At 70.6% G+C, this 26,783-nt stretch carries 32 protein-coding genes, 1 pseudogene and 1 riboswitch; of the genes and pseudogenes, 19 read left to right on the top strand and 14 right to left on the bottom strand.

What is annotated here, in order from left to right; genetic code table 11:
• Window positions 1-1,575 (bottom strand): glycoside hydrolase family 20 protein, encoded by a 1,575-nt coding sequence (locus ACIPPM_RS16085; RefSeq protein WP_401448502.1) that lies wholly within the window; start codon window positions 1,573-1,575, stop codon window positions 1-3.
• Window positions 1,576-1,801: 226 nt separating this feature from the next.
• On the opposite strand from ACIPPM_RS16085, the gene ACIPPM_RS16090 reads away from it, so the two are divergent.
• From ACIPPM_RS16090 to ACIPPM_RS16110, 5 genes are all read left to right on the top strand, one after another.
• Complete coding sequence (locus ACIPPM_RS16090) at window positions 1,802-2,359, top strand: 2-oxo-4-hydroxy-4-carboxy-5-ureidoimidazoline decarboxylase (protein WP_401447868.1); 558 nt, start codon at window positions 1,802-1,804, stop codon at window positions 2,357-2,359.
• Window positions 2,360-2,547: 188 nt separating this feature from the next.
• Window positions 2,548-2,928, top strand: a complete 381-nt coding sequence (sdhC, locus tag ACIPPM_RS16095; protein WP_037774792.1) for a succinate dehydrogenase, cytochrome b556 subunit — start codon at window positions 2,548-2,550, stop codon at window positions 2,926-2,928.
• 5 nt (window positions 2,929-2,933) lie between these two features.
• Window positions 2,934-3,407, top strand: coding sequence for a succinate dehydrogenase hydrophobic membrane anchor subunit (locus ACIPPM_RS16100; RefSeq protein ID WP_030806556.1), 474 nt, complete (start codon window positions 2,934-2,936; stop codon window positions 3,405-3,407).
• A gap of 19 nt (window positions 3,408-3,426) precedes the next feature.
• Window positions 3,427-5,181, top strand: a complete 1,755-nt coding sequence (gene sdhA, locus ACIPPM_RS16105; RefSeq protein ID WP_401447872.1) for a succinate dehydrogenase flavoprotein subunit — start codon at window positions 3,427-3,429, stop codon at window positions 5,179-5,181.
• Window positions 5,181-5,942 (top strand): succinate dehydrogenase iron-sulfur subunit, encoded by a 762-nt coding sequence (locus ACIPPM_RS16110; RefSeq protein WP_401447874.1) that lies wholly within the window; start codon window positions 5,181-5,183, stop codon window positions 5,940-5,942. The genes sdhA and ACIPPM_RS16110 overlap by 1 nt, the downstream gene beginning before the upstream one ends.
• 69 nt (window positions 5,943-6,011) lie before the next feature.
• Here ACIPPM_RS16110 and ACIPPM_RS16115 read toward each other — a convergent pair whose 3' ends face one another.
• Window positions 6,012-6,266: a DUF6332 family protein gene (locus ACIPPM_RS16115; RefSeq protein ID WP_401447876.1), complete on the bottom strand. Its 255-nt coding sequence runs from the start codon at window positions 6,264-6,266 to the stop codon at window positions 6,012-6,014.
• A 166-nt stretch (window positions 6,267-6,432) separates the two neighbouring features.
• On the opposite strand from ACIPPM_RS16115, the gene ACIPPM_RS16120 reads away from it, so the two are divergent.
• From ACIPPM_RS16120 to ACIPPM_RS16150, 7 genes are all read left to right on the top strand, one after another.
• Window positions 6,433-7,047: a Uma2 family endonuclease gene (locus ACIPPM_RS16120; protein WP_401447878.1), complete on the top strand. Its 615-nt coding sequence runs from the start codon at window positions 6,433-6,435 to the stop codon at window positions 7,045-7,047.
• A 75-nt stretch (window positions 7,048-7,122) separates the two neighbouring features.
• Window positions 7,123-7,644 carry a hypothetical protein gene (locus tag ACIPPM_RS16125; protein ID WP_401448504.1) on the top strand — a complete coding sequence of 174 codons (522 nt, stop codon included), beginning with the start codon at window positions 7,123-7,125 and terminating at the stop codon, window positions 7,642-7,644.
• 92 nt (window positions 7,645-7,736) lie between these two features.
• The gene (locus ACIPPM_RS16130) at window positions 7,737-8,147 is read left to right on the top strand and encodes a VOC family protein (protein ID WP_401447880.1); all 411 of its coding nucleotides are present in this window, start codon (window positions 7,737-7,739) and stop codon (window positions 8,145-8,147) included.
• Between the two features lie 95 nt (window positions 8,148-8,242).
• On the top strand, window positions 8,243-8,650 hold the full coding sequence (locus ACIPPM_RS16135) for a hypothetical protein (RefSeq protein WP_135783788.1): 408 nt from the start codon (window positions 8,243-8,245) through the stop codon (window positions 8,648-8,650).
• Window positions 8,647-9,147 (top strand): thiol-disulfide oxidoreductase DCC family protein, encoded by a 501-nt coding sequence (locus ACIPPM_RS16140; RefSeq protein WP_401447884.1) that lies wholly within the window; start codon window positions 8,647-8,649, stop codon window positions 9,145-9,147. The genes ACIPPM_RS16135 and ACIPPM_RS16140 overlap by 4 nt, the downstream gene beginning before the upstream one ends.
• A 9-nt stretch (window positions 9,148-9,156) precedes the next feature.
• Window positions 9,157-9,885 carry a TetR/AcrR family transcriptional regulator gene (locus ACIPPM_RS16145; protein WP_401447886.1) on the top strand — a complete coding sequence of 243 codons (729 nt, stop codon included), beginning with the start codon at window positions 9,157-9,159 and terminating at the stop codon, window positions 9,883-9,885.
• 93 nt (window positions 9,886-9,978) lie between these two features.
• A complete protein-coding gene (locus tag ACIPPM_RS16150; protein WP_401447889.1) occupies window positions 9,979-10,470 on the top strand; it encodes a hemerythrin domain-containing protein in 492 nt (163 codons plus the stop codon).
• 65 nt (window positions 10,471-10,535) lie between these two features.
• Here ACIPPM_RS16150 and ACIPPM_RS16155 read toward each other — a convergent pair.
• Window positions 10,536-10,649 (bottom strand): annotated as a pseudogene (locus tag ACIPPM_RS16155) (PPOX class F420-dependent oxidoreductase); the annotation flags it as partial.
• Window positions 10,650-10,666: 17 nt separating this feature from the next.
• On the bottom strand, window positions 10,667-11,005 hold the full coding sequence (locus ACIPPM_RS16160) for a hypothetical protein (RefSeq protein WP_401447891.1): 339 nt from the start codon (window positions 11,003-11,005) through the stop codon (window positions 10,667-10,669).
• 376 nt (window positions 11,006-11,381) lie between these two features.
• On the opposite strand from ACIPPM_RS16160, the gene ACIPPM_RS16165 reads away from it, so the two are divergent.
• The 3 genes from ACIPPM_RS16165 to ACIPPM_RS16175 all read left to right on the top strand — a co-directional run bounded on the left by ACIPPM_RS16165 (window position 11,382) and on the right by ACIPPM_RS16175 (window position 12,687).
• On the top strand, window positions 11,382-12,209 hold the full coding sequence (locus ACIPPM_RS16165; RefSeq protein WP_401447893.1) for a helix-turn-helix domain-containing protein: 828 nt from the start codon (window positions 11,382-11,384) through the stop codon (window positions 12,207-12,209).
• Entirely contained in the window at window positions 12,206-12,415 is a 210-nt protein-coding gene (locus ACIPPM_RS16170) for a DUF397 domain-containing protein (protein ID WP_401447895.1), read from the top strand. Before ACIPPM_RS16165 ends, ACIPPM_RS16170 begins: the two co-directional genes overlap by 4 nt.
• 65 nt (window positions 12,416-12,480) lie before the next feature.
• Window positions 12,481-12,687: a DUF397 domain-containing protein gene (locus tag ACIPPM_RS16175; RefSeq protein ID WP_401447897.1), complete on the top strand. Its 207-nt coding sequence runs from the start codon at window positions 12,481-12,483 to the stop codon at window positions 12,685-12,687.
• A 47-nt stretch (window positions 12,688-12,734) separates the two neighbouring features.
• On the opposite strand, the gene ACIPPM_RS16180 is transcribed toward ACIPPM_RS16175, so the two are convergent.
• On the bottom strand, window positions 12,735-13,262 hold the full coding sequence (locus tag ACIPPM_RS16180) for a hypothetical protein (protein ID WP_401447900.1): 528 nt from the start codon (window positions 13,260-13,262) through the stop codon (window positions 12,735-12,737).
• A 158-nt stretch (window positions 13,263-13,420) separates the two neighbouring features.
• Between ACIPPM_RS16180 and ACIPPM_RS16185 the strand changes: the two genes are divergently transcribed.
• Entirely contained in the window at window positions 13,421-14,200 is a 780-nt protein-coding gene (locus tag ACIPPM_RS16185; protein ID WP_401447902.1) for a VOC family protein, read from the top strand.
• 1 nt (window position 14,201) lies between these two features.
• Here ACIPPM_RS16185 and ACIPPM_RS16190 read toward each other — a convergent pair whose 3' ends face one another.
• Complete coding sequence (locus tag ACIPPM_RS16190; RefSeq protein WP_401447904.1) at window positions 14,202-15,119, bottom strand: alpha/beta hydrolase; 918 nt, start codon at window positions 15,117-15,119, stop codon at window positions 14,202-14,204.
• A 98-nt stretch (window positions 15,120-15,217) separates the two neighbouring features.
• Window positions 15,218-16,129 carry an alpha/beta hydrolase gene (locus ACIPPM_RS16195; protein WP_401447906.1) on the bottom strand — a complete coding sequence of 304 codons (912 nt, stop codon included), beginning with the start codon at window positions 16,127-16,129 and terminating at the stop codon, window positions 15,218-15,220.
• 285 nt (window positions 16,130-16,414) lie between these two features.
• Between ACIPPM_RS16195 and ACIPPM_RS16200 the strand changes: the two genes are divergently transcribed.
• Window positions 16,415-17,248: a PIG-L family deacetylase gene (locus ACIPPM_RS16200; protein ID WP_401447908.1), complete on the top strand. Its 834-nt coding sequence runs from the start codon at window positions 16,415-16,417 to the stop codon at window positions 17,246-17,248.
• 49 nt (window positions 17,249-17,297) lie between these two features.
• On the opposite strand, the gene ACIPPM_RS16205 is transcribed toward ACIPPM_RS16200, so the two are convergent.
• The gene (locus ACIPPM_RS16205) at window positions 17,298-18,644 is read right to left on the bottom strand and encodes a metallophosphoesterase (protein WP_401447910.1); all 1,347 of its coding nucleotides are present in this window, start codon (window positions 18,642-18,644) and stop codon (window positions 17,298-17,300) included.
• A gap of 14 nt (window positions 18,645-18,658) precedes the next feature.
• On the bottom strand, window positions 18,659-18,898 hold the full coding sequence (locus ACIPPM_RS16210) for an SCO4848 family membrane protein (protein ID WP_030806504.1): 240 nt from the start codon (window positions 18,896-18,898) through the stop codon (window positions 18,659-18,661).
• 91 nt (window positions 18,899-18,989) lie between these two features.
• Here ACIPPM_RS16210 and ACIPPM_RS16215 point away from each other — a divergent pair, with 91 nt between their 5' ends.
• On the top strand, window positions 18,990-20,276 hold the full coding sequence (locus ACIPPM_RS16215; RefSeq protein WP_401447913.1) for a D-alanyl-D-alanine carboxypeptidase family protein: 1,287 nt from the start codon (window positions 18,990-18,992) through the stop codon (window positions 20,274-20,276).
• On the opposite strand, the gene ACIPPM_RS16220 is transcribed toward ACIPPM_RS16215, so the two are convergent.
• Window positions 20,224-21,132: a YihY/virulence factor BrkB family protein gene (locus ACIPPM_RS16220; RefSeq protein WP_401447916.1), complete on the bottom strand. Its 909-nt coding sequence runs from the start codon at window positions 21,130-21,132 to the stop codon at window positions 20,224-20,226. The genes ACIPPM_RS16215 and ACIPPM_RS16220 overlap by 53 nt on opposite strands.
• A 161-nt stretch (window positions 21,133-21,293) precedes the next feature.
• Here ACIPPM_RS16220 and ACIPPM_RS16225 point away from each other — a divergent pair, with 161 nt between their 5' ends.
• Window positions 21,294-22,049 carry a decaprenylphospho-beta-D-erythro-pentofuranosid-2-ulose 2-reductase gene (locus tag ACIPPM_RS16225; protein WP_401447918.1) on the top strand — a complete coding sequence of 252 codons (756 nt, stop codon included), beginning with the start codon at window positions 21,294-21,296 and terminating at the stop codon, window positions 22,047-22,049.
• Between the two features lie 10 nt (window positions 22,050-22,059).
• Here ACIPPM_RS16225 and ACIPPM_RS16230 read toward each other — a convergent pair whose 3' ends face one another.
• The 4 genes from ACIPPM_RS16230 to ACIPPM_RS16245 form a co-directional block, all read right to left on the bottom strand.
• A complete protein-coding gene (locus tag ACIPPM_RS16230; protein WP_401447920.1) occupies window positions 22,060-22,638 on the bottom strand; it encodes a 2'-5' RNA ligase family protein in 579 nt (192 codons plus the stop codon).
• 194 nt (window positions 22,639-22,832) lie between these two features.
• Window positions 22,833-23,852: a tryptophan--tRNA ligase gene (trpS, locus tag ACIPPM_RS16235; protein WP_401447923.1), complete on the bottom strand. Its 1,020-nt coding sequence runs from the start codon at window positions 23,850-23,852 to the stop codon at window positions 22,833-22,835.
• Window positions 23,853-23,973: 121 nt separating this feature from the next.
• Window positions 23,974-25,431: a glycine hydroxymethyltransferase gene (locus ACIPPM_RS16240; RefSeq protein WP_401447925.1), complete on the bottom strand. Its 1,458-nt coding sequence runs from the start codon at window positions 25,429-25,431 to the stop codon at window positions 23,974-23,976.
• Window positions 25,432-25,469: 38 nt separating this feature from the next.
• Window positions 25,470-25,555: riboswitch (ZMP/ZTP riboswitch) on the bottom strand.
• 35 nt (window positions 25,556-25,590) lie between these two features.
• Window positions 25,591-26,778 carry a glutathionylspermidine synthase family protein gene (locus tag ACIPPM_RS16245; protein WP_401447927.1) on the bottom strand — a complete coding sequence of 396 codons (1,188 nt, stop codon included), beginning with the start codon at window positions 26,776-26,778 and terminating at the stop codon, window positions 25,591-25,593.
• Window positions 26,779-26,783 lie beyond the last annotated feature (5 nt).

Consider the following 26,783-nt stretch of genomic DNA (forward strand, 5'->3'; position numbering starts at 1 on the left):
TCACCCCAGCTTGTTCGCCAGCTCCTTGAACTGCGGCCAGGGCAGCGCCGGTTGCCCCGGGTCCCAGAGCTTCTGCACGGTGGCCCGCAGTGGCATCCGGATGCCGGAGGCGACCTGGTTCTCGGTCTGCGCGTTGGCGAAGTCGCACCACACCGCGAAGGAACCGCCGAGGATCTGGCCGTCGTACTGCGCCGGGACCGGGCTGGTGCCCCGGATCACGCGCGGGGTCCACTCCTGGTAGATGCGCTGGCCGGTCGGGTAGGTGAAGTCGTTCGGCTCGCCGAGGACGTAGTACAGGTACTCGTCGTTGTAGTTGTAGACCTTGCGGCCCGCGCTCAGGTAGTCCACCGGGGGCCGGGCGCCGATCTCCTTGCCGGTCCAGTAGGCGACCTGGATGTCCTTGGCGGGCTGGATCGTGGAGTCGCGCAGGAAGCCGTCGTTCCAGGCCCGCATGGTGCGGTCGTGGGCCCGGATGGTGTCCGCGCGGCCGTTCAGCCAGCCGGTGGTGAGGTCGGCGACGTTGCCGTTCGCGCCGTAGGCGTCGCGGGCGGCCGCGGCGAGCTGCGGGTAGGACGCCTCGGGGTCGGAGACGACCAGCGCCTGGTACTCGTCGCCGCCCAGGTTCCACTTGCTGCCCGGGAACAGGTCGGCGTACTCGTCGAGCAGATCGTCGACGATCTTCGCGGACTCGGGCTTGGAGATGTCGATCGCGCCGCGCGTGGCCTTGCCGTTGACGTTGCGGAGCTGGAGGTCGGGGTGGGCGGCGATGACGGCGCCCAGGTGCCCCGGCGAGTCGATCTCGGGCACGATCTGGATGTGCCGGGCGGCCGCCAGGTCGACGATCTTCTTGACCTGCGCCTTGCTGAGATGGTCCTTGGAGACGATCTCGGGGTGGCTGGTGGACTGGATGCGGAACGCCTGGTCGTCCGAGAAGTGCAGTCCCAGCTCGTTGTACTTCAGATCGCCCAGCTCGCGTATCCGGTCCTCGATCCAGGTCTCGGAGAACGGTTTGCGCGCGATGTCCAGCATGAAGCCGCGCGAGGGCTTGGCGGGCTCGTCCTTCACCACGCCCTCGGGCGCGGTGCCGCCGCCGTGGACCTCCTGCTTGAGGGTCCGGGTCCCGTAGAAGACGCCCGTGTCGGCGGGCCCGTCGATGTCCACCCGGCCGTCCCGCACGGTCATGGTGTACGACTCCGGGTTGCCGCTCCCGCCGAGGCCGAGGCGGACGTCACCGGCCTTGGCGTCGTTCTTCTCGCCGCCGTAGTCGAGGCCCAGCTCACCGGCTATGAGCTTGCCCTCGTCGGCCAGGGCCGGGTCGGTGACCACCACCCGGCCGCCGCCCTGCGGCTTCCAGCCGGGCCCGCGCGCGGCGGTGTGCTCGCGCACCGCCGGGATGGTCTGCGGCGCCTTCGACATGGGGTACGAGCGGCTGGGCGAGGGGGTCGGCGGGTCGGCCTGCCGGGAGGCGCCGACCGCGCCCGCGTCCGAGCCCCCACCGGAACCACCCCCTCCGGATGACGCCCACACGCCGACGCCCACCCCGGTCACCACGGTTCCTACGACCGCGGCGGCCATGATGGCCCGCTTCCGTTTCAGCTGCCGTGCCGGAGCACGGTGTCTGTGCTGGCTCACCCTCCCAACGTACGACCGAAACGCCGTTCACCCGTCACCGAGACGTTCTGAAACTCTCCCGTCCGAGTGAAATTCGGGCATCAGCCGGACACACAGTGACCACTCTCGATAACGTGTCGGCACATCCTTCACAGGTCCCCCTGTCGCCCCGTGCCAGCACGGCACGCCCTTGTCCCCCCTCCCACGAGGACCCACGCTGCCTGCGCACCGTTCGCCGTATCTCCCCACCCCGCTCGACGCCTTCAACCTGGCACCGGCCGAGGAGGCCCGCGCGCTGCTCCTGCGCTGTCTGCGCAACGCCCGCTGGGCGCACCGGCTCGCCGAGCACCGCCCCTATCCCGACCTGGCCGCCCTGCTGGCCGCGGCGGACGAGGCGGCCTACGACCTGCGGGTCGTCGACCTGGCCGACGCCCTGGCGGGCGAGTCCCTGCCCGAACTGCCCGAGGACACCTACTCGGCCGCCCACACCGCCCTGAGCGCGGCGCACGCCGCCTACGAGGCCCGCTTCGGCCATGTCTTCGTGATCGCGCCGGGCGGCGCCACCCCCGAGGAGGCGCTGGACCGCGTCCTGGAGGGAATCCGGTCACGATTGGCGAACGATCCCGAGGACGAGCGGGTGGTCGCCGCCGCGGAACTGCGGGGCCTGGCCCGGCACCGGCTGGCGACCCATCTGGGCGGCGCGGGCACCCGCGCGACCAGCCAGTACGCGCCCCGGCACGGCGTATAACGGGCGAACCGCCCCGGATGCCCACGAGCCGGAAACCCACAACCGGCCGGATCATCCGAAACAGGCCCCCCGTCAGCCACGCCGCACCTCATGGATACGATGCTGAGGGCCGGTGGACCGTACCCGGCCGGGCCCGACCGACAGTGAAGCCGGCGCGGCCCTAGTCCCCGCATCCGGAGGGTTCTTCCGTGCCGGCTGGAACGTTGTACCGCGGCCGGGAAGGCATGTGGTCCTGGGTGGCTCATCGAGTCACCGGCGTCCTCATCTTCTTCTTCCTGTTCGTTCACGTGCTGGACACCGCCCTCGTGCGTGTCTCCCCCGAGGACTACGACAAGGTCGTAGCCACGTACAAGACCCCGATCGTCGCGCTGCTGGAGTACGGCCTCGTGGCCGCCATCCTCTTCCACGCGCTCAACGGTCTGCGCGTCATCGCCGTCGACTTCTGGTCGAAGGGCCCGCGCTACCAGAAGCAGATGCTGTGGAGCGTCCTCGGCGTCTGGATCATCCTGATGGCCGGCGCCCTGTACCCGGTCCTCGGCCACGCCGCTCGTGTCCTGTTCGGGAGCTGACGCCGATGTCCACCTCTGAGATCAATCTGACGGGCTCCTCCGCGGACGCCGCCGAGGACGCCTACGCGCTGTCCCTCGACGCGCCGCGCTCGCGCACCCGTACCAAGAAGACCCCGAAGTCCACGCGGGGCAACTTCGAGATGGCCGCCTGGCTCTTCATGCGCCTGTCCGGCATCGTGCTGGTCGTCCTCGTCCTCGGCCACCTGCTGATCCAGCTGGTGCTGGACGGCGGCGTCTCCAAGATCGGCTTCGCCTTCGTGGCCGGTCGCTGGGCGTCCCCGTTCTGGCAGGTCTGGGACCTGCTGATGCTGTGGCTGGCGATGCTGCACGGCGCGAACGGCCTGCGCACGGTCATCAACGACTACGCGGAGCGCGTGAACACCCGCCTGTGGCTCAAGGGCCTGCTCTACACGGCCACGGTGTTCACCATCCTGCTGGGCACGCTGGTGATCTTCACCTTCGACCCGAACATCCGCTAGGCACGGGGCTGCGAGAATCATGAAGATCCACAAGTACGACACCGTCATCGTCGGCGCCGGTGGCGCGGGCATGCGCGCGGCCATCGAGTCCACGAAGCGCAGCCGCACCGCCGTGCTGACCAAGCTCTACCCCACCCGCTCCCACACGGGCGCCGCGCAGGGCGGCATGGCCGCCGCGCTGGCCAACGTGGAGGAGGACAACTGGGAGTGGCACACCTTCGACACGGTCAAGGGCGGTGACTACCTGGTCGACCAGGACGCCGCCGAGATCCTGGCGAAGGAGGCCATCGACGCGGTCCTCGACCTGGAGAAGATGGGCCTGCCGTTCAACCGGACGCCCAACGGGACGATCGACCAGCGCCGCTTCGGCGGTCACTCCCGCAACCACGGCGAGGCCCCGGTCCGCCGGTCCTGCTACGCGGCCGACCGCACCGGCCACATGATCCTCCAGACGCTGTACCAGAACTGCGTCAAGGAGGGCGTGGAGTTCTTCAACGAGTTCTACGTCCTGGACCAGCTGATCACCGAGGTCGACGGCGTCAAGACGTCCTCCGGCGTGGTCGCGTACGAGCTGGCCACCGGCGAGATCCACGTCTTCCAGGCGAAGTCCGTGATCTACGCGTCCGGCGGCACCGGCAAGTTCTTCAAGGTGACCTCCAACGCGCACACCCTGACCGGTGACGGCCAGGCCGCGTGCTTCCGCCGGGGCATCCCGCTGGAGGACATGGAGTTCTTCCAGTTCCACCCGACCGGCATCTGGCGCATGGGCATCCTGCTGACGGAGGGCGCCCGCGGTGAGGGCGGCATCCTCCGCAACAAGGACGGCGAGCGCTTCATGGAGAAGTACGCGCCGGTCATGAAGGACCTCGCGTCCCGTGACGTCGTCTCGCGCTCGATCTACACCGAGATCCGCGAGGGCCGGGGCTGTGGTCCCGAGGGCGACCACGTCTACCTCGACCTCACCCACCTGCCGCCGGAGCAGCTCGACGCGAAGCTCCCGGACATCACCGAGTTCGCGCGCACCTACCTCGGTATCGAGCCGTACACGGACCCGATCCCGATCCAGCCCACCGCGCACTACGCGATGGGCGGCATCCCGACCAACGTCGAGGGTGAGGTCCTCTCGGACAACACCACCGTCGTGCCGGGTCTGTACGCGGCCGGCGAGGTCGCCTGTGTCTCCGTGCACGGCGCCAACCGCCTGGGCACCAACTCGCTGCTGGACATCAACGTGTTCGGCCGCCGCGCGGGCATCGCCGCCGCCGACTACGCCCACACCGTGGACTTCGTCGAGCTGCCGGAGAACCCCGAGGCGATGGTCGTCGCGCAGATCGAGCGGCTGCGGGACGCCACCGGCACCGAGCGGGTGGCCGACATCCGCCGGGAGCTGCAGGAGACCATGGACGCCAACGTCATGGTGTTCCGCACCGAGCAGACGATCAAGACGGCGGTCGAGAAGATCGCCGAGCTGCGCGAGCGGTACCTCAACGTGTCCATCCAGGACAAGGGCAAGCGGTTCAACACCGACCTGCTGGAGGCCATCGAGCTGGGCAACCTGCTCGAACTGGCCGAGGTCATGGCGATCTCCGCGCTGGCCCGCAAGGAGTCCCGCGGCGGTCATTACCGCGAGGACTACCCGACCCGCGACGACGTCAACTTCATGCGCCACACGATGGCGTACCGCGAGGTCGGCGACGACGGCTCGGAGACCGTGCGTCTCGACTACAAGCCGGTCGTCCAGACCCGCTACCAGCCGATGGAGCGTAAGTACTGATGGCTACCCCTGTTCTGGACAAGGCCGAGGCGGCGTCCGCCGCGTCCCCCTACATCACGGTCACCCTCCGTGTCCGCCGGTACAACCCGGAGGTCACGCCGGAGCCGTACTGGGAGGACTTCCAGCTCGAGATGGACCCCAAGGAGCGCGTCCTCGACGGGCTCAACAAGATCAAGTGGGACCACGACGGCACGCTGACCTTCCGGCGTTCCTGCGCCCACGGCATCTGCGGGTCCGACGCGATGCGGATCAACGGCAAGAACCGTCTGGCCTGCAAGACGCTGATCAAGGACGTCAACCCCGGGAAGCCGATCACGGTCGAGCCCATCAAGGGCCTGACCGCGCTGAAGGACCTCGTGGTCGACATGGACCCGTTCTTCCAGGCGTACCGGGACGTCATGCCGTTCCTGGTCACCAACGACACGAACGAGCCCACCCGCGAGCGCCTGCAGTCCGCCGAGGACCGCGAGCGGTTCGACGACACCACGAAGTGCATCCTGTGCGCCGCGTGCACCTCGTCGTGCCCGGTGTTCTGGAACGACGGCCAGTACTTCGGTCCGGCCGCGATCGTGAACGCCCACCGCTTCATCTTCGACTCGCGCGACGACGCCGGTGAGCAGCGCCTGGAGATCCTCAACGACCGCGACGGCGTGTGGCGCTGCCGCACGACCTTCAACTGCACGGACGCCTGCCCGCGCGGTATCGAGGTCACGAAGGCGATCCAGGAAGTCAAGCGCGCCCTGATCACCCGCCGCTTCTGAGGCCCCGCCTCCGACGCTCCCCGAGGGCCCCGTTCCGCTTGCGGACGGGGCCCTCGGGCGTCGGTACGGTCAGCGGCCCCCACGCCGCGCCACGTCGAAGCGGCGCAACACCCGCACCAGCCGCCACACCCCGGCCACCGCCCCGACCACGGCCCCGCCCGTCAGCACACCTCTGGACGCCTCACCCGACAGATCGAGCAGATAGGTGAGCCCCAGCGCGACGGCGAACACCACCCCGGCGAGAGCGGCCGCGGTCACCAGCGCGAAGACGATCTCCACCGTCACCGCATCCTTCTCCCACCGCGACTCCCGCCCCATGTCCATGCCGAAAGTCTGGCACAAGGGCCTCACGCGGAGCCTGAGTTGAGAAGCCCCGCGCACACCGCTTCCGCGGGCCCGGGGACACGTCCGGGTGAAGGTGATCGTCCGGGACGCCGGGAGCGGTGCGTCCTACGATGATGGCCTCGACCAGCCCCTGGGAGGCATCGCGATGTCCGCAGCATCCGTAGAGCAGCCCTTCGCCGACGACGAGCCGTTCTCGCTGACGGCGATCGCCGCCGAGATCATGGAGCGCCATCCGGGCTACCGCGTCGAGATCATCGGAGGCCACCTCCTCGTGACACCGTCCCCGGATGCCCCGCACGCCCGTGCCCTGACCAGCCTCATGCGGCCATTCCTCGCGGCCGGCCTGGACGACGGCGAGACCGAGGTGTTCCAGAACATCTCGATCTGGCTCCCCGGAGGCGAGGACTACGCCATTCCCGACCTCGTCGTCGTGGACGGCGACATCGATGACCACCTGATCGAGGGCACCGCATACGACCCCGCCTGCCTCCGCCTCGTCCTGGAAGTGACCTCCGGCAACTGGAAGGACGACCTGAAGACCAAGGTCGGCGCCTACGCCCAGGCCAAGGTCCCCGTCTACGTCGTCGTGGACCGCAAGCACCAGCGTCTCCACGTCCTCACCGAGCCCATCGAGGGCACGTACGCCACCCACCGCATCCACTCCCCCGGCGAGACCGTCGACCTCCCCGACACCATCGGTGCGAAGGTCACCCTGGACGTGGCCGCGATCATCGAGGCGGGCCGCCCCCGGCGTTCTTGATTCGTTTCTGGCCGCCGCGGCTGGACTGGCAGGATGGCTCCGCCAGGACATCGCATGACACAGGGGGCCACCAGCATGACCCAGCCGTACCCGCAGCCCGGCGAGAACCCGCAGTGGGGCCCCGGGCATGCCCCGGCGGCGCCCGGTCACGGCTACCCCGGGCAGCCCCCGGCCGCGCCCGGCTACGGCTACCCCGCGTACCCGCCGCCCGCCGGATACGGCTTCCCGCAGCAGGCCCCCGCCCCGGCCGGTGCCCCGCTGCTGGCCCTCGGGGACATCATGGTGGTCGGCGATCAGATCATCACGCCGGCGGGAACGCTGCCCCTGCGAGGCGCGGTTTGGAACGCCACCGATCTCTCGCAGACCGAGGAGAAGATCCCTCCGCACGCCATCGTGCTGGCGATCCTCTTCTTCGTGTTCTGCCTGCTCGGGCTGTTCTTCCTCCTGATGAAGGAGAAGAAGACCACGGGCTACATCCAGGTCAGCGTGACCAGCGCGGGCCGCCACCACTCCACGATGATCCCGGCCCACCGGCAGGACGCCTTCCAGGCGGTCATGGCCCAGGTCGCCTACGCGCGGTCGCTGAGCGGCATGTGAGCGTCGGGCCGTCTCGGCCCAACGAGTGATCGAACGACCCCCGTGCGAGCGGCCCGCCCCGCTGACGCGGGGGGTCGCCCTAGCCTGACGCCATGTCAGACGACGAAGCGCATGAGCTGCTGGGGTTCGACAATGTGGTGCTTCCCGTGGGAGATCTCGGGGAGGCGGTGGGGTTCTACGAGCGGGCCGGGTTCGACGTGGGGTTCCGGTTCGACGAGGGCGGGATCGCGCTGCTGAGGGTCGGCGGGGAGACGCCCGGCATCCTGCTGCGCCACGAGGAGGGCCTCGGGCACCGCCCGCCCTCCTGGCCCGCGTCCCGGCTCTGGCTGGAGGTCCCGGACGCCCGCGCGGCGGCCCGGCGGCTGAAGGCGGCCGGGATCGAGCCGGTGGACGAGGCGATGTCGACGGCGACCGGGCGGACCGTCGAGTTCGCGGACCCGTGGGGCAACGTCTTCGGGCTGACCGACTACACCAAGCGCCCCGAACTCGCCCGCAGGGCTTGAGACTCGGACCTCACCCCGCTTGGTTGAACACGTTCAAAAACAGGTCTACAGTCATCCCTGTCAGCGTTTTGAACGCGTTCAAGAAGGGGTGGGGCATGGACCGCACCGTCATCGCCTATGTGATCTACCTGGCCGTCAGCATCGGGCTGACCGTCTGGGTCGCCCGTACGCTCAGCCGCAACGGCAGGGTCTTCCTGTCCGACGTGCTGCACGGCAACGAGAAGCTCGCGGACGCCGTCAACCACCTGCTGGTGGTCGGCTTCTACCTGGTCAACCTGGGCTTCGTGACGCTCTACCTGAGCGACGACGGCACCATCGAGGACACCCGCGGCATCTTCGAGACCCTGTCGGCCAAGCTCGGCGTGGTGCTGCTGGTGCTCGGCGCGATGCACCTCGGCAACGTCTTCGTGCTGAACAAGATCCGCCGCCGGGGCCTCATGGAGCGCGAGACGCAGCCGCCGGTCGCCCCGCAGGGGTGGGTCGCGCCGACGGCCGGAGCGTGAGCGGGACCGTGGACCGGGGCGTCACGAGCGCCCCGGTCCGGGGGCTGACCGTCCTCTACGACGCCGGGTGCGGCCTCTGCACCCACCTGCGCGACTGGCTCGTACGGCAGCCGCAGTTGGTGCCGCTGGAGCTGGTGCCCGCCGGGTCGGCCGAGGCCCGGACGCGGTTCCCCGGCGTGGACCCCGCCGCGACGCTGGAGGAGGTCACCGTGATCGGGGACTCCGGGCAGGTGTACCGGGGTACGGCGGCCTGGATCGTGGTGCTGTGGGCGCTGCGCGAGCACCGCCCGCTGGCCCACCGGCTCAGCACCCCGACCGGCGCGTTCCTGGCACGGGGCGCGGTGCTGGCGGCGGCCAAGTACCGGGTCGCGCAGCGGGACGGCCAGTGGGGCGGGCAGGGTACGTACAGCCGTACGGACGGCTGGCGGTACGCGCCCGAGCAGGGCTGGGTGTACGACCCCCCGGCCTGCGCCGACGGCACCTGCCCCACTGGTTAGGCTCCCTACGTGCCCGCGAAGAACGACGGCCCCGAGGCCGGACCCCAGAGCAAGTCGGAACACACCCGCGCGCTGATCCTCGAGACCGCGATGCGGCTGTTCCAGGAGAACGGCTACGACAAGACCACGATGCGGGCCATCGCCAAGGAGGCAGGTGTCTCGGTCGGCAACGCCTACTACTACTTCGCGGGCAAGGAGCACCTGATCCAGGGCTTCTACGACCGGATCGCCGCCGAGCACCAGGTGGCGGCCCGGTCGGTGCTGGCCACGGAGACCGATCTGGAGGCGCGGCTCGCGGGCGTGCTGACCGCGTGGCTGGACATCGCGGAGCCGTACCACGAGTTCGCCGTGCAGTTCTTCAAGAACGCGGCCGACCCGGACAGCCCGCTCAGCCCCTTCTCGGCGGAGAGCGAGCACGCCCGCGAGCAGGCGATCAGCGTGCACCGGGAGGTGCTGGCGGGCTCGAAGTCGAAGGTCTCCCCAGAACTCCGGGACGCGCTGCCCGAGCTGATGTGGCTCTCCCAGATGGGCCTGGTCCTCTACTGGGTCTTCGACCGTACGCAGAACCGCGAGCGCAGCTACCGCCTGGCCCGGCGCGGCGCCCGCCTCACCGCACGCGGCGTGGCCCTGTCCCGCTTCCGGGTGCTGCGCCCCCTGGTCCTGGAGGTCCACGAACTCTTCAACGACTTCCTGCCCGGCATGACGAAGGCCCTCCCGGCACCGCGAACCCGCGGCTGATCCGGCCCGCGCGGCGAGTCATCCCGGCGCGAGGTCGGGGTACACGGTGAGCACCGGATACTTCGCATACTTCGCACGAGAGTGGTGCCCCTCATGGCCGAGACCCAGGACGTCGTCGAGCTCATCCTCCAGGACCACCGGCGCATGGAGGACCTCTTCCGGCTGATGCGCAGCGTGGAGGCGGACCGGGCGGCGGCGCTCCAGGAGTTCGCCGATCTGCTGGTCGCGCACGCACTGGCGGAGGAGGCGGAGGTCTACCCCGCCCTGAAGCGGTACCGGAACATCGACGACGAAGAGGTCGAGCACGGCGAGCACGAGCACGACGAGGGGAACGAGGCCCTCCTGCACCTGCTGGAGGTGAAGGAGGTCGGCTCCGAGGAGTGGGACTCCAAGCTGGAGGAGCTGGTGGAGGCCATCACCCACCACACCGACGAGGAGGAGCGCACCATCCTCAACGGCGCCCGCGAGAACGTGCCGATGAAGCGGCGCGAGGAGCTGGGCGCGGCCTTCGTCGCGGACCGCGACCGCCGTCTCAAGGACGAGCCCGGCTCGGTCGAGAACCTGCGCGAGGTCGTCGGTTCCTGATCCCTGGGGGCGCGGGCCGGGACCAAGGCCCGCGCCGCCGCTCTCAGGCGTCGATGTCGAGCGCGGTCCCGTACAGCCGCCCGCCCCACCGCGTCCCCCGGCACGTGCAGCGCGGCACGCGGGTCGTTCCGCAGGTGCGTGACCTTGATCCGGTCGGCGGTGGTCGAAAAGCGGGGGACATCCCGCGCTCATGTGGTCACCCGTGCAGGAGGTCGCGCATCTCCCAGGAGTGGCCGGGGCCGTGTCCGGCGAACAGGGTGCACACGTCACCCGCGGCGGGCGCCTCGCAGGGCGCCAGACGGACGAACACGTACCGCGTCTCCTCCCACTGGACCCAGAGCTGCGTGCCCCGGTCGATCTCGCCCAGGTGGTCGGCGTGCGGACCGTCGTGCGCGGCCTCCAACTCGCAGGTGACGTGCGTCAGTTCGTGCGGGGGTAACTCGGCGGGGTCCTCCCCGGTGGCCTTCAGCTGGCGGACCAGCATGTCGCGGGGCGGGCGGCCGGGCTTGTTGCAGTGCCGCATGGGTCGGACCACCGGGTCTCCAGCATCTCGAAGTCGTCGATCTTCGGGGTTCACAGGCATTCACCCCGGCTGCGTCTGTTCGCGCGAGCGGTCAGTGCCCGGAGTCGCTGTTCGGGGCTGGCCGGCCGTACGTCCTCGGGACGCACGGTCCACTCGGTCCCACCCCCGGCGGGCCGCAGCGACCAGAGCCCGGCCCACTCCCCGCGGAATTCCCCCACACGTTCGTGTGCGTCCACCAAGAGGGTTCCGATGGGCGGGAGTTGAGGCGGTTCGTCCAACACTGGGCACTCCTCTCCGTAGTGAATCCACTACCAAGGGAAGTCAGCGTGACCTAGAGTTCGGGACCACTCAACCTGGCGTCAGTGGACGGAAAGTCGGTGACCGCGCCTTGAACATCAAGGAGTTGAACCCGGACAGCTCGCCTCAAGCGGCCTTCGGCGCACTTCTGCGCACCCACCGGGAGGAGAGGGGGTGGAAGCAGGACTATCTCGGCGTCGAGATGGAATATTCCAGCACGCATATTTCGTCGGTTGAAACTGGTCGCAAGATGCCGACCTTGCGCTTCTCGCGCAGCGCCGACCGGGCCTTGGGAACAGGGGACTTGTTCGAGCGGCGCTGGCGTGAGCTGAAACACGGCGTGCTGCTGGAGGGGTTCCCGGAGTACGCGGGGCTGGAGGGGCGGGCGACGGAGATCCGGGTCTTCGAGATCGGCATCGTTCCAGGTCTGCTTCAGACGCCGGAGTACGCACGGGTCCTCGCGGACAGCGCCGTAGAACGCGGCGCGATCACACCCGAACAGGCCACCGAGCGCGTCTCGTTCCTCGCAGAACGCCAGGCGGCGCTGGAGCGGTCGCGGCCGCCCATGGTGTTCGTGGTGATGGACGAGAGCTGCGTCCTGCGGTCTGTTGGCGGGCCGGAAGTCATGGACGCGCAGATCGAGCGGTTGATCAAGTTCGCCGCCCAGCCCAACACGATGCTTCAGGTCGCCCCGTTCTCGATAGGGGAGCGTCGGCCGTTCGACCTGCCCGTATACCTTCTGACGCTGTCCGACCGGTCCGTGTCGTGCTACGTGGAGGCACAGACACAGGGACGCCTGGACCGGGAAACCACTTCGGTACTGCCCGTCCTGACGGCCTACCATCAACTGCAGGCCGAGTCGCTCTCCCAGGCGCTGTCTGTGGCCGCGATCAAACAGCTTCGAAAGGGCACGTCGTGACGACCGAATCCCCCCGCTGGTTCAAGTCCTCGTACAGCAACAACGGCGGCGCCTGCATCGAGGTCGCCACCAACCTGCTCCCCGCCCACGGCGTCATCCCCGTCCGCGACTCCAAGGTCACCGCAGGCTCCGTGCTGGAACTCCCCGCCGCCGCCTTCGCCTCCTTCGTGACGGGCGTCAAGAACGGCCACTTCGGCGCCGTCTGAAAATCCCCGCTCCGCCTCGCTGTCCCCTGCCCAACGGCGGGACAGCGAGGCTACGCTGCCGCCCCATGACCGACACCCCGCAGTGGTTCAAGTCCTCGTACAGCAACAACGGCGGCCAGTGCATCGAGGTCGCCACCAACCTGCTCCCCGCCCACGGGATCATCCCCGTCCGCGACTCCAAGCGCACCGACGGCCCCCCGCTGAAGCTCCCCGCCGGGGCCTTCTCCGCGTTCATGGACGGAGTCAAGGCCGGGCGGCTCGGCGCAGTCTGATCACCGGCGCAGGGCGCGCCCCCGGCCGCCCTCGGGCCGCGACCGATTCACCCCTCGTCGTCCTCGTTCTCGCAGTCGCGCAGAAACCACAGGTCGAAGGTGTACTGCTCCGCCACCGGTGACCGCTCCCGCGCCCGGACGACTTCCCCGACCGTCATCGGCTGCCGTGCACCGCCCCGGACGTTCTGGTCGTAGTGATCGGCCGCCGCCTGACGACCGGTCCACCAGGCGTAGCCGGTGTACACACCGGGTCGGGGCAGCGTGGTCGTACCGGCCGGTCCGAGGGCCAATTGGTTGACGACCACGTCGCCCGTCCCGGACTCCAGAACCACGGCGGTCCAGCCCTCGGCGTCCTCGGGAGGCCGCTGAGGGCCGTTCCACACGCGGATGGCGACCGTGACGCGGAGGTCGGGCTGCAGAGTGTGGAGGTACACGTGGTAGCCGTTACCGGCGACCACCTCGGCACGAGCTCTGACGGCCGCCCGGGGGTCCGCCTCGTACGCGGCGGCGTCATAGATCTCGACGATGCCACGGTCCGGCCGTGCGGTGGTGCGGTACTCCGCGATGAGAGCCATGTCCGCGCGCGTCCTCCTGGGCTACGGATCGACAGTGACGTAGAAGGCGTCGCCATCATCGCCTCGTCCGTGCACCGAAGCGAACGGCGTGTCGGACGGGCGGGGCCGGATCGGGGCGGAAGGGTGTCCAAACCGGACACACCACCAGGGAGCGAGCGATGCCCGAAGTCACCACCCCGTACCCGACCGGCACCCCCTGCTGGGTCGATCTGATGGCGCGGGACCAGCAGGCCGCGCTGGACTTCTACCGGGACCTGCTCGGCTGGCAGGGCGCGCCCGGGCCGGGCGAGTTCGGCGGGTACGCGGTCTGCGAGCTGCAGGACCGGCCCGTGGCCGGGATCGGGCCGACGATGGGGCCCGAGGGCGCGCCGGAACCGCCCACCGTGTGGACGAGCTACCTCGCCACCACCGACGCGGTCGCCACCCAGGACCAGATCGTCGCCGCGGGCGGCGTCCTGATCGCGCCGGTGATGGACGTCGGCAGCCTCGGCCGGATGCTGATCGCCGCCGACCCGCAGGGCGCCGTGTTCGGGGTGTGGCAGCCCGGCGACTTCTTCGGCGCGGGCGTGGTCAACGAGCCCGGCGCGCTGACCTGGAACGAGCTGCACACCAGCGACGTGGAGGCGGCCACCGCCTTCTACGGCCAGGCGTTCGGCATCGAGATCACGCCGATGGACGGCCACGACTCCTACTGGGAGCTGCGCGTGGGCGGCCGTACGGTCGGCGGCGCCACCCTCCTCGCCAACGACCCGCCCGGCACCCCGGCCCACTGGCTGACATACTTCGCGGTCGACGACGTGGACTCCACGGTGGACGCCCTGGTCCGCGGCGGCGGCAACGTCCTCGTACCGCCCTTCGACATGGCGGCGGGCCGCATGACCGTGGTCACCGACCCGCAGGGCGCGCCGTTCGCGATGATCAGGTCGGCCGGTTCCTGAGTCAGCCCACCGACGCGGCCGGGGTCTCCACCCGCAGGGCGGTGGTGAAGAACTCGGTCAGCTTCTCCACCGCCGGGTCCATGAACCTCTCCCGGTCGCCGTAGAGGTCGACATGGCTGGCGCCCTCGATCCAGAAGAGTTCCTTGGGGTCGGCGGCCTTGTCGATCGCGCGCTCGGAGTGGGCCCGGCTGTCCGCGTCCGTGCCGACGATCATCAGCAGCGGGCGCGGGGCGATCATCTCGACGAAGGCCCACGCGTCGAAGGCCACGCACTGGTCGATGCTGTACGTGACGATCCGGTTGGGTGCGTTGGGGTGCATGCAGCGGGGGGTGCGGTAGAAGTCGTACGCCTCGCGCATCATGCTGCGCGGCGGGGCCTGTTCGGCCTCCTCCTCGGTCATCGGGATCAGTGGCATGGTGAGTGCCGCCTGCCCCTCGCCCTCCGTACGGGCGTCATTGGCCGTGGCCAGGAGGTGGTCGAGGACGGCGGGGTCCTGGCCGGTCAGGTCGACGCCCTCCCGGAACATGTCCCCGATGTTGACCGCGCTCACCGTCGCCACCGCCTTCATCCTGCGGTCGGTCGCCGCGGCGAACGGCACGTAGCCGCCGGAGCCGCAGATGCCGATGACGCCGATACGGTCGCCGTCGACCTCGCCCCGGGAGATGAGGAAGGACACCGCGTCCTTGACGTTCTCGCTGCGGATGAACGGGTCTTCGAGGAGATGCGGCTGTCCCTCGCTCTCCCCCTGGAACGCCGCGTCGAAGGTGAGGACCGCGAATCCCTTCTCCGCGAGGCGCTGCGCGTAGCGGGCGGGGGACTGTTCCTTCACGCTGGTGACGGGGTGCGAGATGACGATGCCCGGCAGCCCCGCGCCGTTCTGGTCGTCCTCCGGTGTGAACAGTTCACCTGCGAGGCTCAACCCATTACTGAGGAATGTGACTTTCTCTCGCATATCCGAATCCTTTCATCGGGTGGAAAGGCGGGCAACCGCGATCACGGCGGCGCGGGGCGGCGGCCTCAGGCGGCCAGGTGCTCGCCGAAGAAGCCGGCCAGCCGGGCCACGGCCGGGGTGACGTACGCATCCTTGTCGTAGAGGTCGACGTGGGTGGCGCCGTCGACGACGAACAGGTCCGCGTCGTCACCGGCGGCGGCGACGGCCTCGCGGCTGAAGTAGCCGGTGTCCGCGTCCGAGCCGATGACCATGAGCAGCGGGCGGGGCGCGAGGAGCCCGATCATGGCGTACGAGTCGTACTGGGCGAGCTGGTCGATGCTGCGCAGCACCCAGCCGGTGTTCGAGCGCTCGTGGTGGCCGCGCGGGGTGTAGTAGTACTCGGAGCCCTCGCGCCAGAGGCTGCCCTCCGGCAGGCCCTCCCGCGACTCGGGCACCCAGTTCTCCATGGCCGGGGCCTCGCCGCGGGCCTCGGCGGTGCGCAGTTCACCGGCCCGGTCGAGCATGGCCCGCACGACCTCGGGGCCCTGGGTGCGGCCGAGTCCGCGGCGGAACAGGTCACCGGTGTCGGCGGCGCTGACGGTGCCGACGGCCCTGATCCGGTGGTCGGTCTGCGCGGCGAACGGCACGTAGCCGCCGGAGGCGCAGATGCCGAGGGCGCCGATGCGGGCGGGGTCGACGTCCTCGCGGGTGGTCAGGTACGTGACGGCGGCGCGGACGTCCTCGGCGCGCTGGAACGGGTTCTCCAGGCCGCGCGGGGTGCCCTCGCTCTCGCCCTGGTAGGCCGCGTCGAAGACCAGCGCGGCGAAGCCCTCGCGGGCCAGGCGCTCGGCGTAGACGCTCGCGGTCTGCTCCTTCACGCCGCCCGCCGGGTGGGACACGACGACGGCCGGGAGGGGGCCGCCGGTGTGCCCGTCCGGGGTGAACAGGGTTCCGGCCAGCTTCAGACCGGAGCTGGCGAATTCGACGTTCTGCTTCATGTCTTTCGATCTTTCCTTCACGCGGACGGAAATTCGGCGGCGGCGGGAATTCGGATCTTCACGCCACTCGCCATATCGTCGACATTCGCACGCCGGGCCCTCCCGCGAAATGGGCCGAATTTGTCCCCGGACAGAATCGGCCCCCTCTCGGTGGCGGCCCGTCGCCGCGCGGGGAACAGGCGGCGTGTCCGGCGCGGTTGTGTCCGTCGGGGGGCCGTGCCATCGGACCCGCCTTCGCGGCGCGCCCGCCGCACACCTGGACCGATCCCGCAGGAGGACTGTTTCATGACTGACCGGCCCTTGACGCTCATGGCAGTGCACGCCCACCCCGACGACGAGGCGACCGGGACCGGAGGGGTCCTCGCGCGGTATGCGGCGGAGGGCGTCCGGACGGTGCTGGTGACCTGTACCGACGGCGGGTGCGGGGACGGGCCGGGGGGTGTGAAGCCGGGCGAGCCCGGACACGATCCGGTGGCGGTCGCGGCGATGCGCCGGGACGAACTCGAGGCGAGCTGCGAGGTCCTGAAGATCAGCGACCTGGAGATGCTGGACTACGCCGACTCCGGGATGACGGGCTGGGCGAGCAACGACGCCCCCGATTCCTTCTGGCAGACCCCGGTGGAGGAGGGCGCGGCCCGCCTCGCGGAGCTGATGCGGCACTACCGCCCCGATGTGGTCGTCACCTATGACGAGAACGGTTTCTATGGCCACCCCGACCACATCCAGGCCCACCGCATCACCATGGCGGCGCTGGAGCTGACCGATCTGACCCCCAAGGTGTACTGGACCACCATCCCCCGCTCGGGAATGGCCCGCTTCGGCGAGATCATGCGCGAGTTCCAGGGCGACATGCCCGATCCCGACCCCGCCGAGGCCGCCGCCCTCGCCGACCTCGGCCTCCCCGACGACGAGATCACCACCTGGGTCGACACCACCCCGTACAGCGGCCAGAAGTACGACTCCCTGGCCGCGCACGCCAGCCAGGGCGAGAACATCTTCTTCCTCAAGATGGGCAAGGAGAGGTTCGGTGAGCTGATGGGCACGGAGACCTTCCTCCGCGTCCGCGACACCACGGGCGCCCCGACCCCGGAGAACGACCTGTTCGCCGGGCTCCGCTGACCCGGTCCGGCCGGGCGCGGGTGCCGTACTCCGTGAGGAGCGGCAGGCGTCACGCCTCGCGGGAGGCCAGTTCGATCACCGTGATGTCCGACGGGGCCCAGACCCGCGTCGGCGGGCCCCAGGCGCCCGCGCCTCGGCTGACGTAGAGCTGGGTGTCGCCGTAGCGGTCCAGGCCCGCGACCGTGGGGTTCGCCGCCTTCGCGATGAGGTTGCCGGGCCAGAGCTGGCCGCCGTGGGTGTGGCCGGAGAGCTGGAGGTCCACGTCGTGGTGGACGGCCTCGCGGATCTGGACCGGCTGATGGGCCAGGAGGACGCAGGCGCGGGAGGTGTCGCGGTCGCCGAGGGCCTTGGCGAAGTCCGGGCCGTGGCCCTCGCTCCGGCCCTGGACGTCGTTGACGCCCGCCAGGTCGAAGTACGGCAGCTCCGTGCGGGCGTTCTCCAGCGGGCGCATGCCGAGGGTGCGGACCTCGTCCAGCCACTGGGCGGCGCCGGAGAAGTACTCGTGGTTGCCGGTGACGAAGTAGGTGCCGAGCCGGGACTCCAGCCCCGCGAGCGGTGCCGCCGCCGGGCCCAGGTTCTTGACGCTGCCGTCCACCAGGTCGCCGACCACCGCGATCATGTCCGGCTGGGTCGAGTTGATCGTGTCGACCACCGTCCGCGCGAAGCTCCGCCCCAGCACCGGGCCCAGGTGGATGTCGCTGACCACCGCGATCCGGAAGCCGTGCGCCGAGCGCGGGAGCTTGGCCAGCGGGACGGTGACCCGCTTCACGCGCGGGCCGCGCAGCACCCCGTACGTGCCGTAGCCCGTCGTGCCCAGCGCGACCGCGGCCGCCGTGCCTCCAGCGACGCGGGAGACGAAGAGGCGGCGGGAGAGGGCGGAGGCGGCGAGCGCCGTGGCCTGCGGCCCGTCGGAGGCGGACGAGTCGTCAGCCCCTGTGGACGGCTCCACCGGGGCCGGGGACGGAGCCGGGGAAAGGGACGGGGAGGCGGGCGCCTCGTCAGTCCCGGCCGAGGGCTCCACCGAAGGCGCCGGCACCCGCACCCCGCTCAGCCCCGCGAACACCGCTTCCCGCGTCGCCTGCCGGGCCCGTCGCCGCGCCCACACCCGCACCGGCTCGGTCGCGAGCGTCGCCAGCAGCAGGTACAGCGCCAGCGCCATCCACAGGAACCCCGGCCAGGCCAGGGCCCGTTGGAGCCAGAAGGGAGCGCCGGAGCGTTCCGCGACCAGGGCGGCGATCATCAGCACCGGGGCCGCGACGAAGAGCACCGTGCCCGCACGTCGGGCGAGACCGCGCGGGCGGGTGGTGTCGCGGACCAGGCTGCGCCAGACGTACCAGTGGAGACCCGCCACGAGGGCCAGTACGACCAGGGCGACGAGCACGAAGACGATGACCACCCGGCGAGTCTCCCCTATGACGTCCGACGCAGTGCGCGCAGTCCGCGCAACCCGATGACCCCGACGACCGTCCCCAGTACGAAGGACACGACCGCCAGCGTCAGGTGCACCCAGAAGTAGGCCGTGGGATGCCCGTCGTCGAAGGCGAGACCGCTGCCGTCCTTGACCAGATTCTTGACGAAAGTGACCCAGATGACCCAGCTCCACACCCCGAAGGCGAGCAGGAACCAGGAGACCGGGCGGCTGAGCTTCATGAGTCCAGTATCGCCGCCCGCTGTCCGGTTCCATGGCCGGGGTGGAGCGGGAGGCGGGACTTCACAGCCCGTGGCAGGTACGTTTCCGATCGTGTCCGCACCGAAGAAGATCGCTCAGCGATCCCTACTGATCACATCCGCCGCGCTGCTGACCGTCTCCGGCCTCGCCCCGTCAGCCTTCGCCGCACCCAAGCCGTCCGGAAGTCCCAGCACCGCTCCCCCCGCCCGCATGTCCCAGGTCGGCGGCGCCCGCCTCGGCGTGCCCGGTACGCAGGTGAACCTCGCCCCCGGCGTCCCCGTGCTGCCCAAGGGGCTCACCGGCCGCTCCTGGATCGTCACCGACGCCGAGAGCGGCGAGGTGCTCGCCTCGCACAACGCGCACTGGCGGCTCCCCCCGGCGAGCACCCTGAAGATGCTGTTCGCGGACACCGTGCTGCCCCGCTTCCCCAGGGACCAGCGCCACCAGGTGGTGCCCACCGACCTCGCCGGGATCGGCGCCGGTTCGAGCATGGTCGGGATAAAGGAGAACGAGTCCTACACCGTCCACGACCTGTGGCTCGGCGTCTTCCTGCGCTCCGGCAACGACGCCGTGCACGTTCTCTCCGCCATGAACGGCGGTGTCGCGCAGACCGTCAAGGACATGCAGGCGCACGCCGACGCCCTCCAGGCCGGTGACACCCACGTCGTCAGCCCCGACGGGTACGACGCCCCGCAGCAGTACTCCTCGGCGTACGACCTCACCCTGTTCGCCCGCTCCGGGCTGCAGAAGAAGGACTTCCGGGAGTACTGCTCCACCGTGCGGGCCAAGTTCCCCGGCGCGACCACGCAGAAGGGCAAGGGCAAGGGCACCCGCGAGACCTTCGAGATCCAGAACACCAACCGGCTGCTGAGCGGCGACGCGGACACCGCCGTCTATCCGGGCATCGCCGGGGTGAAGAACGGCAACACCACCAACGCGGGCGCCACCTTCACCGGGGTCGCCGAGCGCGGCGGCAAGGTGCTGCTGGTCACCGTGATGAACCCGGAGAAGCACGAGCACGACGAGGTCTACAAGGAGACCGCCCAGCTCTTCGACTGGGGCTTCCGGGCGGCGGGAAAGGTCCAGCCGGTCGGCACGCTCGTCCCGCCGCTCAACGCCACCCCGAGCGCCCGGCCCAGCGGGGCGCCCAGCGCGGACGTCACCGGCGCCCCGCAGGGCACCGCGGGCGCCGGGTCCGAGCCGGTGAAGGGCGCCACCGCCCAGAGCGGCGGCTCACGGGGTGCCGGAACCGCCCTGGGCATCGCCGCGGGGCTGCTGGTGCTGCTCGCGGGCGGCGCCTTCCTGGTCAACCGCCGCTGGCCGCTGCCTGATCTGATGCGTCGGCGGCAGCGTCCGTGACCTTCCCCTCGTCGCTGCGCGTCGCCGTCCAGGCGGCGCAGAACAGGATCAGCTTCGACGTGAAGTTGATCCACAGCAGCAGGGCGACGGGCACACCGAAGGCGCCGTACACGCTCTTCGCGGCGACGCCCTGGATGTAGCCGCTCAGCAGCAGCTTGAGGAGTTCGAAGCCGACCGCGCCGAGCAGGGCCGCCACGATCAGGCGGCGGCGCGGCGGTTCGACCCCCGGCAGCAGGCTCAGTACGTACAGCAGGACCAGGAAGTCGGCGAGCACGGCGACGGCGAACGCGGCGATCCGCAGCAGCAGGGTGCCCCAGCTGTGCTCGTCCAGGCCGATCGACGACGCCAGCTTGTCGATCGCGGCCGAGGCCAGCGTGGAGGCGGCCAGGGTCACCAGCAGGGCGCCGCCGAGCCCGATCAGCACCCCGGCGTCCTTCAGCTTCAGCACCACCGGGTTGCCGTCCCGCTCGGGCAGCTCCCACACCGCGCGCAGACAGTCCCGGATCTGGCCGACCCAGCCGATACCGGTGAACAGCAGCGCCGCACCGGCGATCAGCCCGACCGTGCCCGCGTTCTGCACCAGCCCGTTCAGGTCCAGCTGGTCGGCGAGGCCGGGGAACTGGCTCGCGATGTTCTTCTCCACGGTCTTCTGCCGGGCCGGGTCGAGCGTGGCCGCCGCGACCGCCGCGGCGACGGTCAGCAGCGGGAACAGGGCCATGAAGCTGACGAACGTCATGGCCGCGGCCAGCCAGGTCCAGTTCACCCGGTCCAGGCGCGCGTACGAGCGCCACGCGTGCGTGGTCATCAGCCAGGTCACGATCGGCCCGATGCCGGGCAGCTTTTTCAGCCAGTCCATGATCCGCCTCTGCCCTTTTCGCGGGAACTCCATGTGCCGATACCCCGGATGAAGCCCAACCCGTCGGCCACCCGTCGGCGCGTCCCATTAATCACCCATTGCGGGGAGCCCGGCGCCGCCGTGCGGACACTCGGCCATATGCGGACGATACGGTCACCCGCATGTCTGCTGTCTGCCGTCCTCCCCAGTCCCTGCTCGTCCTCGGCGGCACCTCGGAGATCGCGCTGGCCACCGCCCGCCGCCTCATCGCCCGCCGTACCCGCACCGTCTGGCTCGCGGGGCGTCCCGGCCCCGCCCTGGACCGTGCGGCGGAGCGTCTCTCCGTGCTCGGCGCCGACGTCCGCACCGTCGCCTTCGACGCACTGGACCCGGAGTCCCACGAGACGGTCCTCGGCAAGGTGTTCGCCGAGGGCGCCGTCGACATGGTGCTGCTCGCCTTCGGGGTCCTCGGGGACCAGGCACGGGACGAGCGGGAGCCGCTGCGCGCGGTCCGGGTCGCCGCGACCAACTACACCGGCGCGGTCTCGGCCGGTCTGGTCGCGGCCGGTGCCCTCCAGGACCAGGGCCACGGCTCGCTGGTGATCCTGTCCTCGGTGGCCGCCGAACGCGCCCGCCGCTCGGACTTCATCTACGGCTCCAGCAAGGCCGGACTCGACACCTTCGCGCAGGGCCTCGGCGACGCGCTGCACGGGACGGGCGCGCGGGTGATGGTCGTACGGCCCGGGTTCGTGCGGACCGGGAAGACCGCCCATCTGGCGCCGGGACCGCTGTCCACCACGCCGGAGAAGGTGGCCGCCGCCGTCGAACTCGGGCTGCGCCGGGGCGCGGAGACGGTGTGGGTGCCCGGCGCGCTGCGCCCGGTGATGTCGGTGCTGCGGCACGTGCCGCGCACCCTGTTCCGCAGGCTCCCCGTCTGAGCGGGGTGGGTCAGCGGCTGGGGATGGTGTCGCGCTCCGCGTGTCCGGCCTGCGGCGGGACCACCGGGCTGCCGAACCAGTAGTCGCGCAGCTTGCGCCACACCCCGTCCCGGCCCTGCTCGTACAGCGCGAACCCGGTGCACGGCCAGGCCGCCTCGAACCCGGCCAGCTCCTCGAAGGCGCGGTCCATCGCCGCCTCCTCGATGCCGTGCGCCACGGTGACGTGCGGGTGGTACGGGAACTGCAGCTCGCGCGGCACCGGCCCGGAGGCGTGCCGCACCTGCTGCTGGAGTTCGGTGCACTCCTCGGCGCCCTGCGCGATGTGGACGTAGACCACGGGCGAGAGGGGGCGGAAGGTGCCGGTGCCGGACAGCCGCAGCGGGAAGGGGCGTCCGGCCGTCGCGACCTCCGCGAGGTGCGCGTCGACGGCGGACAGGTCCGCCTCCTCGACCTCGGTGGGCGGCAGGAGGGTGATGTGCGTGGGGATGCTGAGCGCGGCGGCGTCGCCGAAGCCCAGGCGCCGCTGCTGGAGCAGGCTGCCGTGAGGCTCCGGGACCGCGATCGACACGCCGATCGTTACGATCCCCACGTCGTCTCCTGTCGTCGCGTTTCTGTTCTGTGGGCCGTCCTCGCGTACGGCCTTCGGCTATCGACTGTACGGCCACGGATGTCCGCAGGGCAGGCGCAACGGAAGTGATGTGCGGCGCTCTCCCCCACCGGACACGCGTGCGGGTCGCACGTCCGGGGACGGCTGTGCGCCCCCGGACGTCAGGTCAGGGCCGGTCAGTGCTTCGCGGGCAGGAAACCGACCCGGTCGTACGCCAGCGCCAGCGTCTCGGCGGCCACCGCGCGGGCCTTCTCGGCGCCCTTGGCGAGGATCGAGTCCAGCGTCTCGGTGTCCTCCAGGTACTGCTGGGTGCGCTCCCGGAAGGGGGTGACGAAGGCGACCATGATCTCGGCGAGGTCGGTCTTGAGGGCGCCGTACATCTTGCCCTCGTACTCCCGCTCCAGGTCCGCGACCGGCGTGCCGGTGAGGGTGGAGTGGATGGTGAGGAGGTTGCTGACGCCGGGCTTGTTCTCCCGGTCGAAGCGGATCACCGTGTCGGTGTCGGTGACCGCGCTCTTCACCTTCTTCGCGGTCGTCTTCGGGTCGTCCAGCAGGCTGACGACACCCTTGGGCGAGGCCGCCGACTTGCTCATCTTGACCGCCGGGTCCTGGAGGTCGTAGATCTTCGCCGTCTCCTTGAGGATGTACGGCTTGGGGCTCACGAAGGTCTCGCCGAAGCGGCCGTTGAAGCGGTCCGCGAGGTCACGGGTCAGCTCGACGTGCTGGCGCTGGTCCTCACCGACCGGCACCTCGTCCGCGTTGTACAGCAGGATGTCCGCGACCTGGAGGATCGGGTACGTGAACAGGCCGACGCTGGCCCGGTCGGCGCCCTGCTTGGCGGCCTTGTCCTTGAACTGGGTCATGCGGGACGCCTCGCCGAAGCCGGTGAGGCAGTTCATGACCCAGGCGAGCTGGGCGTGCTCGGGGACGTGGCTCTGCACGAAGAGGGTGCAGCGGTCGGGGTCCAGACCGGCCGCGAGGAGCTGGGCCGCGGCGAGGCGGGTGTTCGCGCGGAGGTCCTTCGGGTCCTGCGGAAGCGTGATCGCGTGCAGGTCGACGACCATGTAGAACGCGTCGTGCGTCTCCTGGAGGGCCACCCACTGACGGACGGCACCGAGGTAGTTGCCGAGGTGGAACGAGCCTGCGGTGGGCTGGATTCCGGAGAGAACGCGGGGCTTCTTGTCAGGGGTGGCCATGGTGCCCATTCTTCCAGAGGTGGAGGTGGGTCCAGTGCCCAGGTGGGTGGGGTGTGCGGGGCGCGGGGGACTGCGGCTCCGTCGTGGCTGGTCGCGCAGTTCCCCGCGCCCCTGAGGACGCTCAGGTGAGGTCGATCTCCGGGTACAGGGGGAAGGCCGCGACCAGGTCTGTCGCTCGCTTCGCGATCTCGTCCGCTGTCTTCTGGTCCAGGACGTGCTGGGCCTTCGACGGGGCGCCGGACTTCGTGGTGCCCGGTTCCGTGGTGGTGAGGACGCGGTCCATCAGGGCGGCCACCTCGTCCATCTCGGCCGTGCCGAGGCCGCGGGTGGTCAGGGCGGGGGTGCCGACGCGGATGCCGGAGGTGTACCAGGCGCCGTTGGGGTCGGCGGGGATGGCGTTGCGGTTGGTGACGATGCCGGAGTCCAGCAGAGCGGCCTCGGCCTGGCGGCCGGTGAGGCCGTAGGAGGCGGCGACGTCGATCAGGTTGAGGTGGTTGTCGGTGCCGCCGGTGACCAGGGTGGCGCCGCGCTTCATCAGGCCCTCGGCGAGCGCGCGGGAGTTGTCGACGACGCGCTGGGCGTAGTCCTGGAAGGAGGGCTGCCGGGCCTCGGCCAGCGCGACCGCCTTCGCGGCCATGACGTGCGGGAGCGGACCGCCCAGCACCATCGGGCAGCCCCGGTCGACCTGCTCCTTGAGGGAGTCGTCGCACAGGACCATGCCGCCGCGCGGGCCGCGCAGCGACTTGTGGGTGGTGGTGGTGACGATCTGGGCGTGCGGCACCGGGTCGAAGTCGCCGGTGAGCACCTTGCCCGCGACCAGACCGGCGAAGTGCGCCATGTCGACCATGAGGGTCGCGCCGACCTCGTCCGCGATCTCCCGCATGATCCGGAAGTTCACCAGGCGGGGGTAGGCGGAGTACCCGGCGACCAGGATCAGCGGGCGGAACTCGCGGGCCTGGGCGCGCAGGGCCTCGTAGTCGATCAGGCCGGTGGCCGGGTCGGTGCCGTAGGAGCGCTGCTCGAACATCTTGCCGCTGATGTTGGGGCGGAAGCCGTGGGTGAGGTGGCCGCCCGCGTCCAGGGACATACCGAGCATGCGCTGGTTGCCGAACGCCTGCCGCAGTTCGGCCCAGTCGGCCTCGGACAGCTCGTTGATCTGGCGGACGCCGGTCTTCTGCAGGAAGGGCACCTCGACGCGGTCGGCGAGTACGGCCCAGAAGGCAACCAGGTTGGCGTCGATGCCGGAGTGCGGCTGGACGTAGGCGTGCCGGGCGCCGAAGAGTTCGCGGGCGTGCTCGGCGGCGAGGGACTCGACGGTGTCGACGTTGCGGCAGCCCGCGTAGAAGCGGCGGCCGACGGTGCCCTCGGCGTACTTGTCGCTGAACCAGTTGCCCATCGCCAGCAGGGTGGCCGGGGAGGCGTAGTTCTCGGAGGCGATCAGCTTGAGCATGTCGCGCTGGTCGTGGACCTCCTGGCCGATCGCGTCGGCGACGCGGGGCTCGACCGCGCGGATCACGTCGAGCGCGGCGCGGTAGGCGGTGGTCTCGGCGGAGCCGGACGGAGTGGAATTCTCGGGCATGGGGGCCTCCGGACAGGGCGTCGGTGTGTCGTCGCGTTCGGTTCGGCCCAGGCGCACGGCACTGACTCCCGGGCCGCTCCCCGATGGTCCATCCCATCCCAGCGCGCCAGTCACGGCCCACGACCAGCGTACCGGCCGTGGGCGCGGGAGTGCGCGGGTCTAGAGGATCACGTGCGGGAGGAAGCGGGCGTACGAGTCGGTGATCAGCCCGGACGACTCGCGGATGCCGAGGCCGGCCGCCTCGTCGCCGACGATCCAGGCGCCGAGGACGACGTGGTTGCCGTCGAAGACGGGGAGCGGGGCGAGGGCCTGGTAGCAGCAGGTCTCCTCGGGCGCCGGAGGGGCGGGGCTGCCCGGCGGGTGCAGGGTGACGCCCTCGCCCTCGCGGCCGAGCAGCGGCTTCGCGGCATAGCCGGTGGTGGCGGCCAGCTCGCGGGGGCCGTCCAGGTAGGCCGGGAGGAGGTTGGGGTGGCCGGGGTACAGCTCCCAGAGGATCGCCAGCAGGGCCTTGTTGCTGAGCAGCATCTTCCAGGCGGGCTCGATCCACAAGGTGCTGCCGGTGCCGCCGCCGTTGTCCAGGGTGTCCAGGACGTGGTCGGCGAACTCGTCGGTGGTGAGCCATTCCCAGGGGTACAGCTTGAAGATCGCGCGGATGAACTTCAGCCGGTTGTCCACGAAGCGGCCGGAGAGGGTGTCCCAGCCTATCTCCTCCATGGAGAGCCAGTCGGTGGTGAGCCCGGCCTGCTCGGCGGTCTCCTTGAGGTAGGCGACCGTCATCAGGTCCTCGCCGAGTTCGTCGGCGGAGGAGTGCGCGAAGTGCAGCGGGGCGCCCGGCGGGAGCAGCTTCGCCTGCCTGCGCCAGGTGTCGACCAGCCGCTCGTGCAGCGAGTTCCACTGGTCGGCGCCGGGGAAGCGGTCCTCCATCCAGAACCACTGCGCGGACGCCGCCTCGACCAGCGAGGTCGGGGTGTCCGCGTTGTACTCCAGCATCTTCGCCGGGCCGGTGCCGTCGTAGTGCAGGTCGAACCTGCCGTACACGGACGGCAGTTCGGCACGCCGGTGCCAGGACTCGGTGACGGCCGCGGCCACCCGCGGGTCGGTGATGCCGAGGTCGGCGAGGCGGCCGTGCTCCACCAGGTGCCCGGCGGCGGCCAGGCACATGGTGTGCAGTTCCTCGACGGTCTCCTCCAGCGCCTCCACCTCGGGCAGCGAGAAGACGTAGTGGGCGCTCTCGTCCCAGTAGGGGCGCAGGGAGCCGTCGGGGTGGCGGGTCAGCGGGTAGACGATCCCCTGCTCCTCGACGGTGCGCTGCCAGTCGGGGCGGGGCGTGATCGTACGGCGTTCCATGCTCG

Source organism: Streptomyces sp. NPDC090119 (genome assembly GCF_044747085.1).
Classification (GTDB): Bacteria; Actinomycetota; Actinomycetes; order Streptomycetales; family Streptomycetaceae; genus Streptomyces.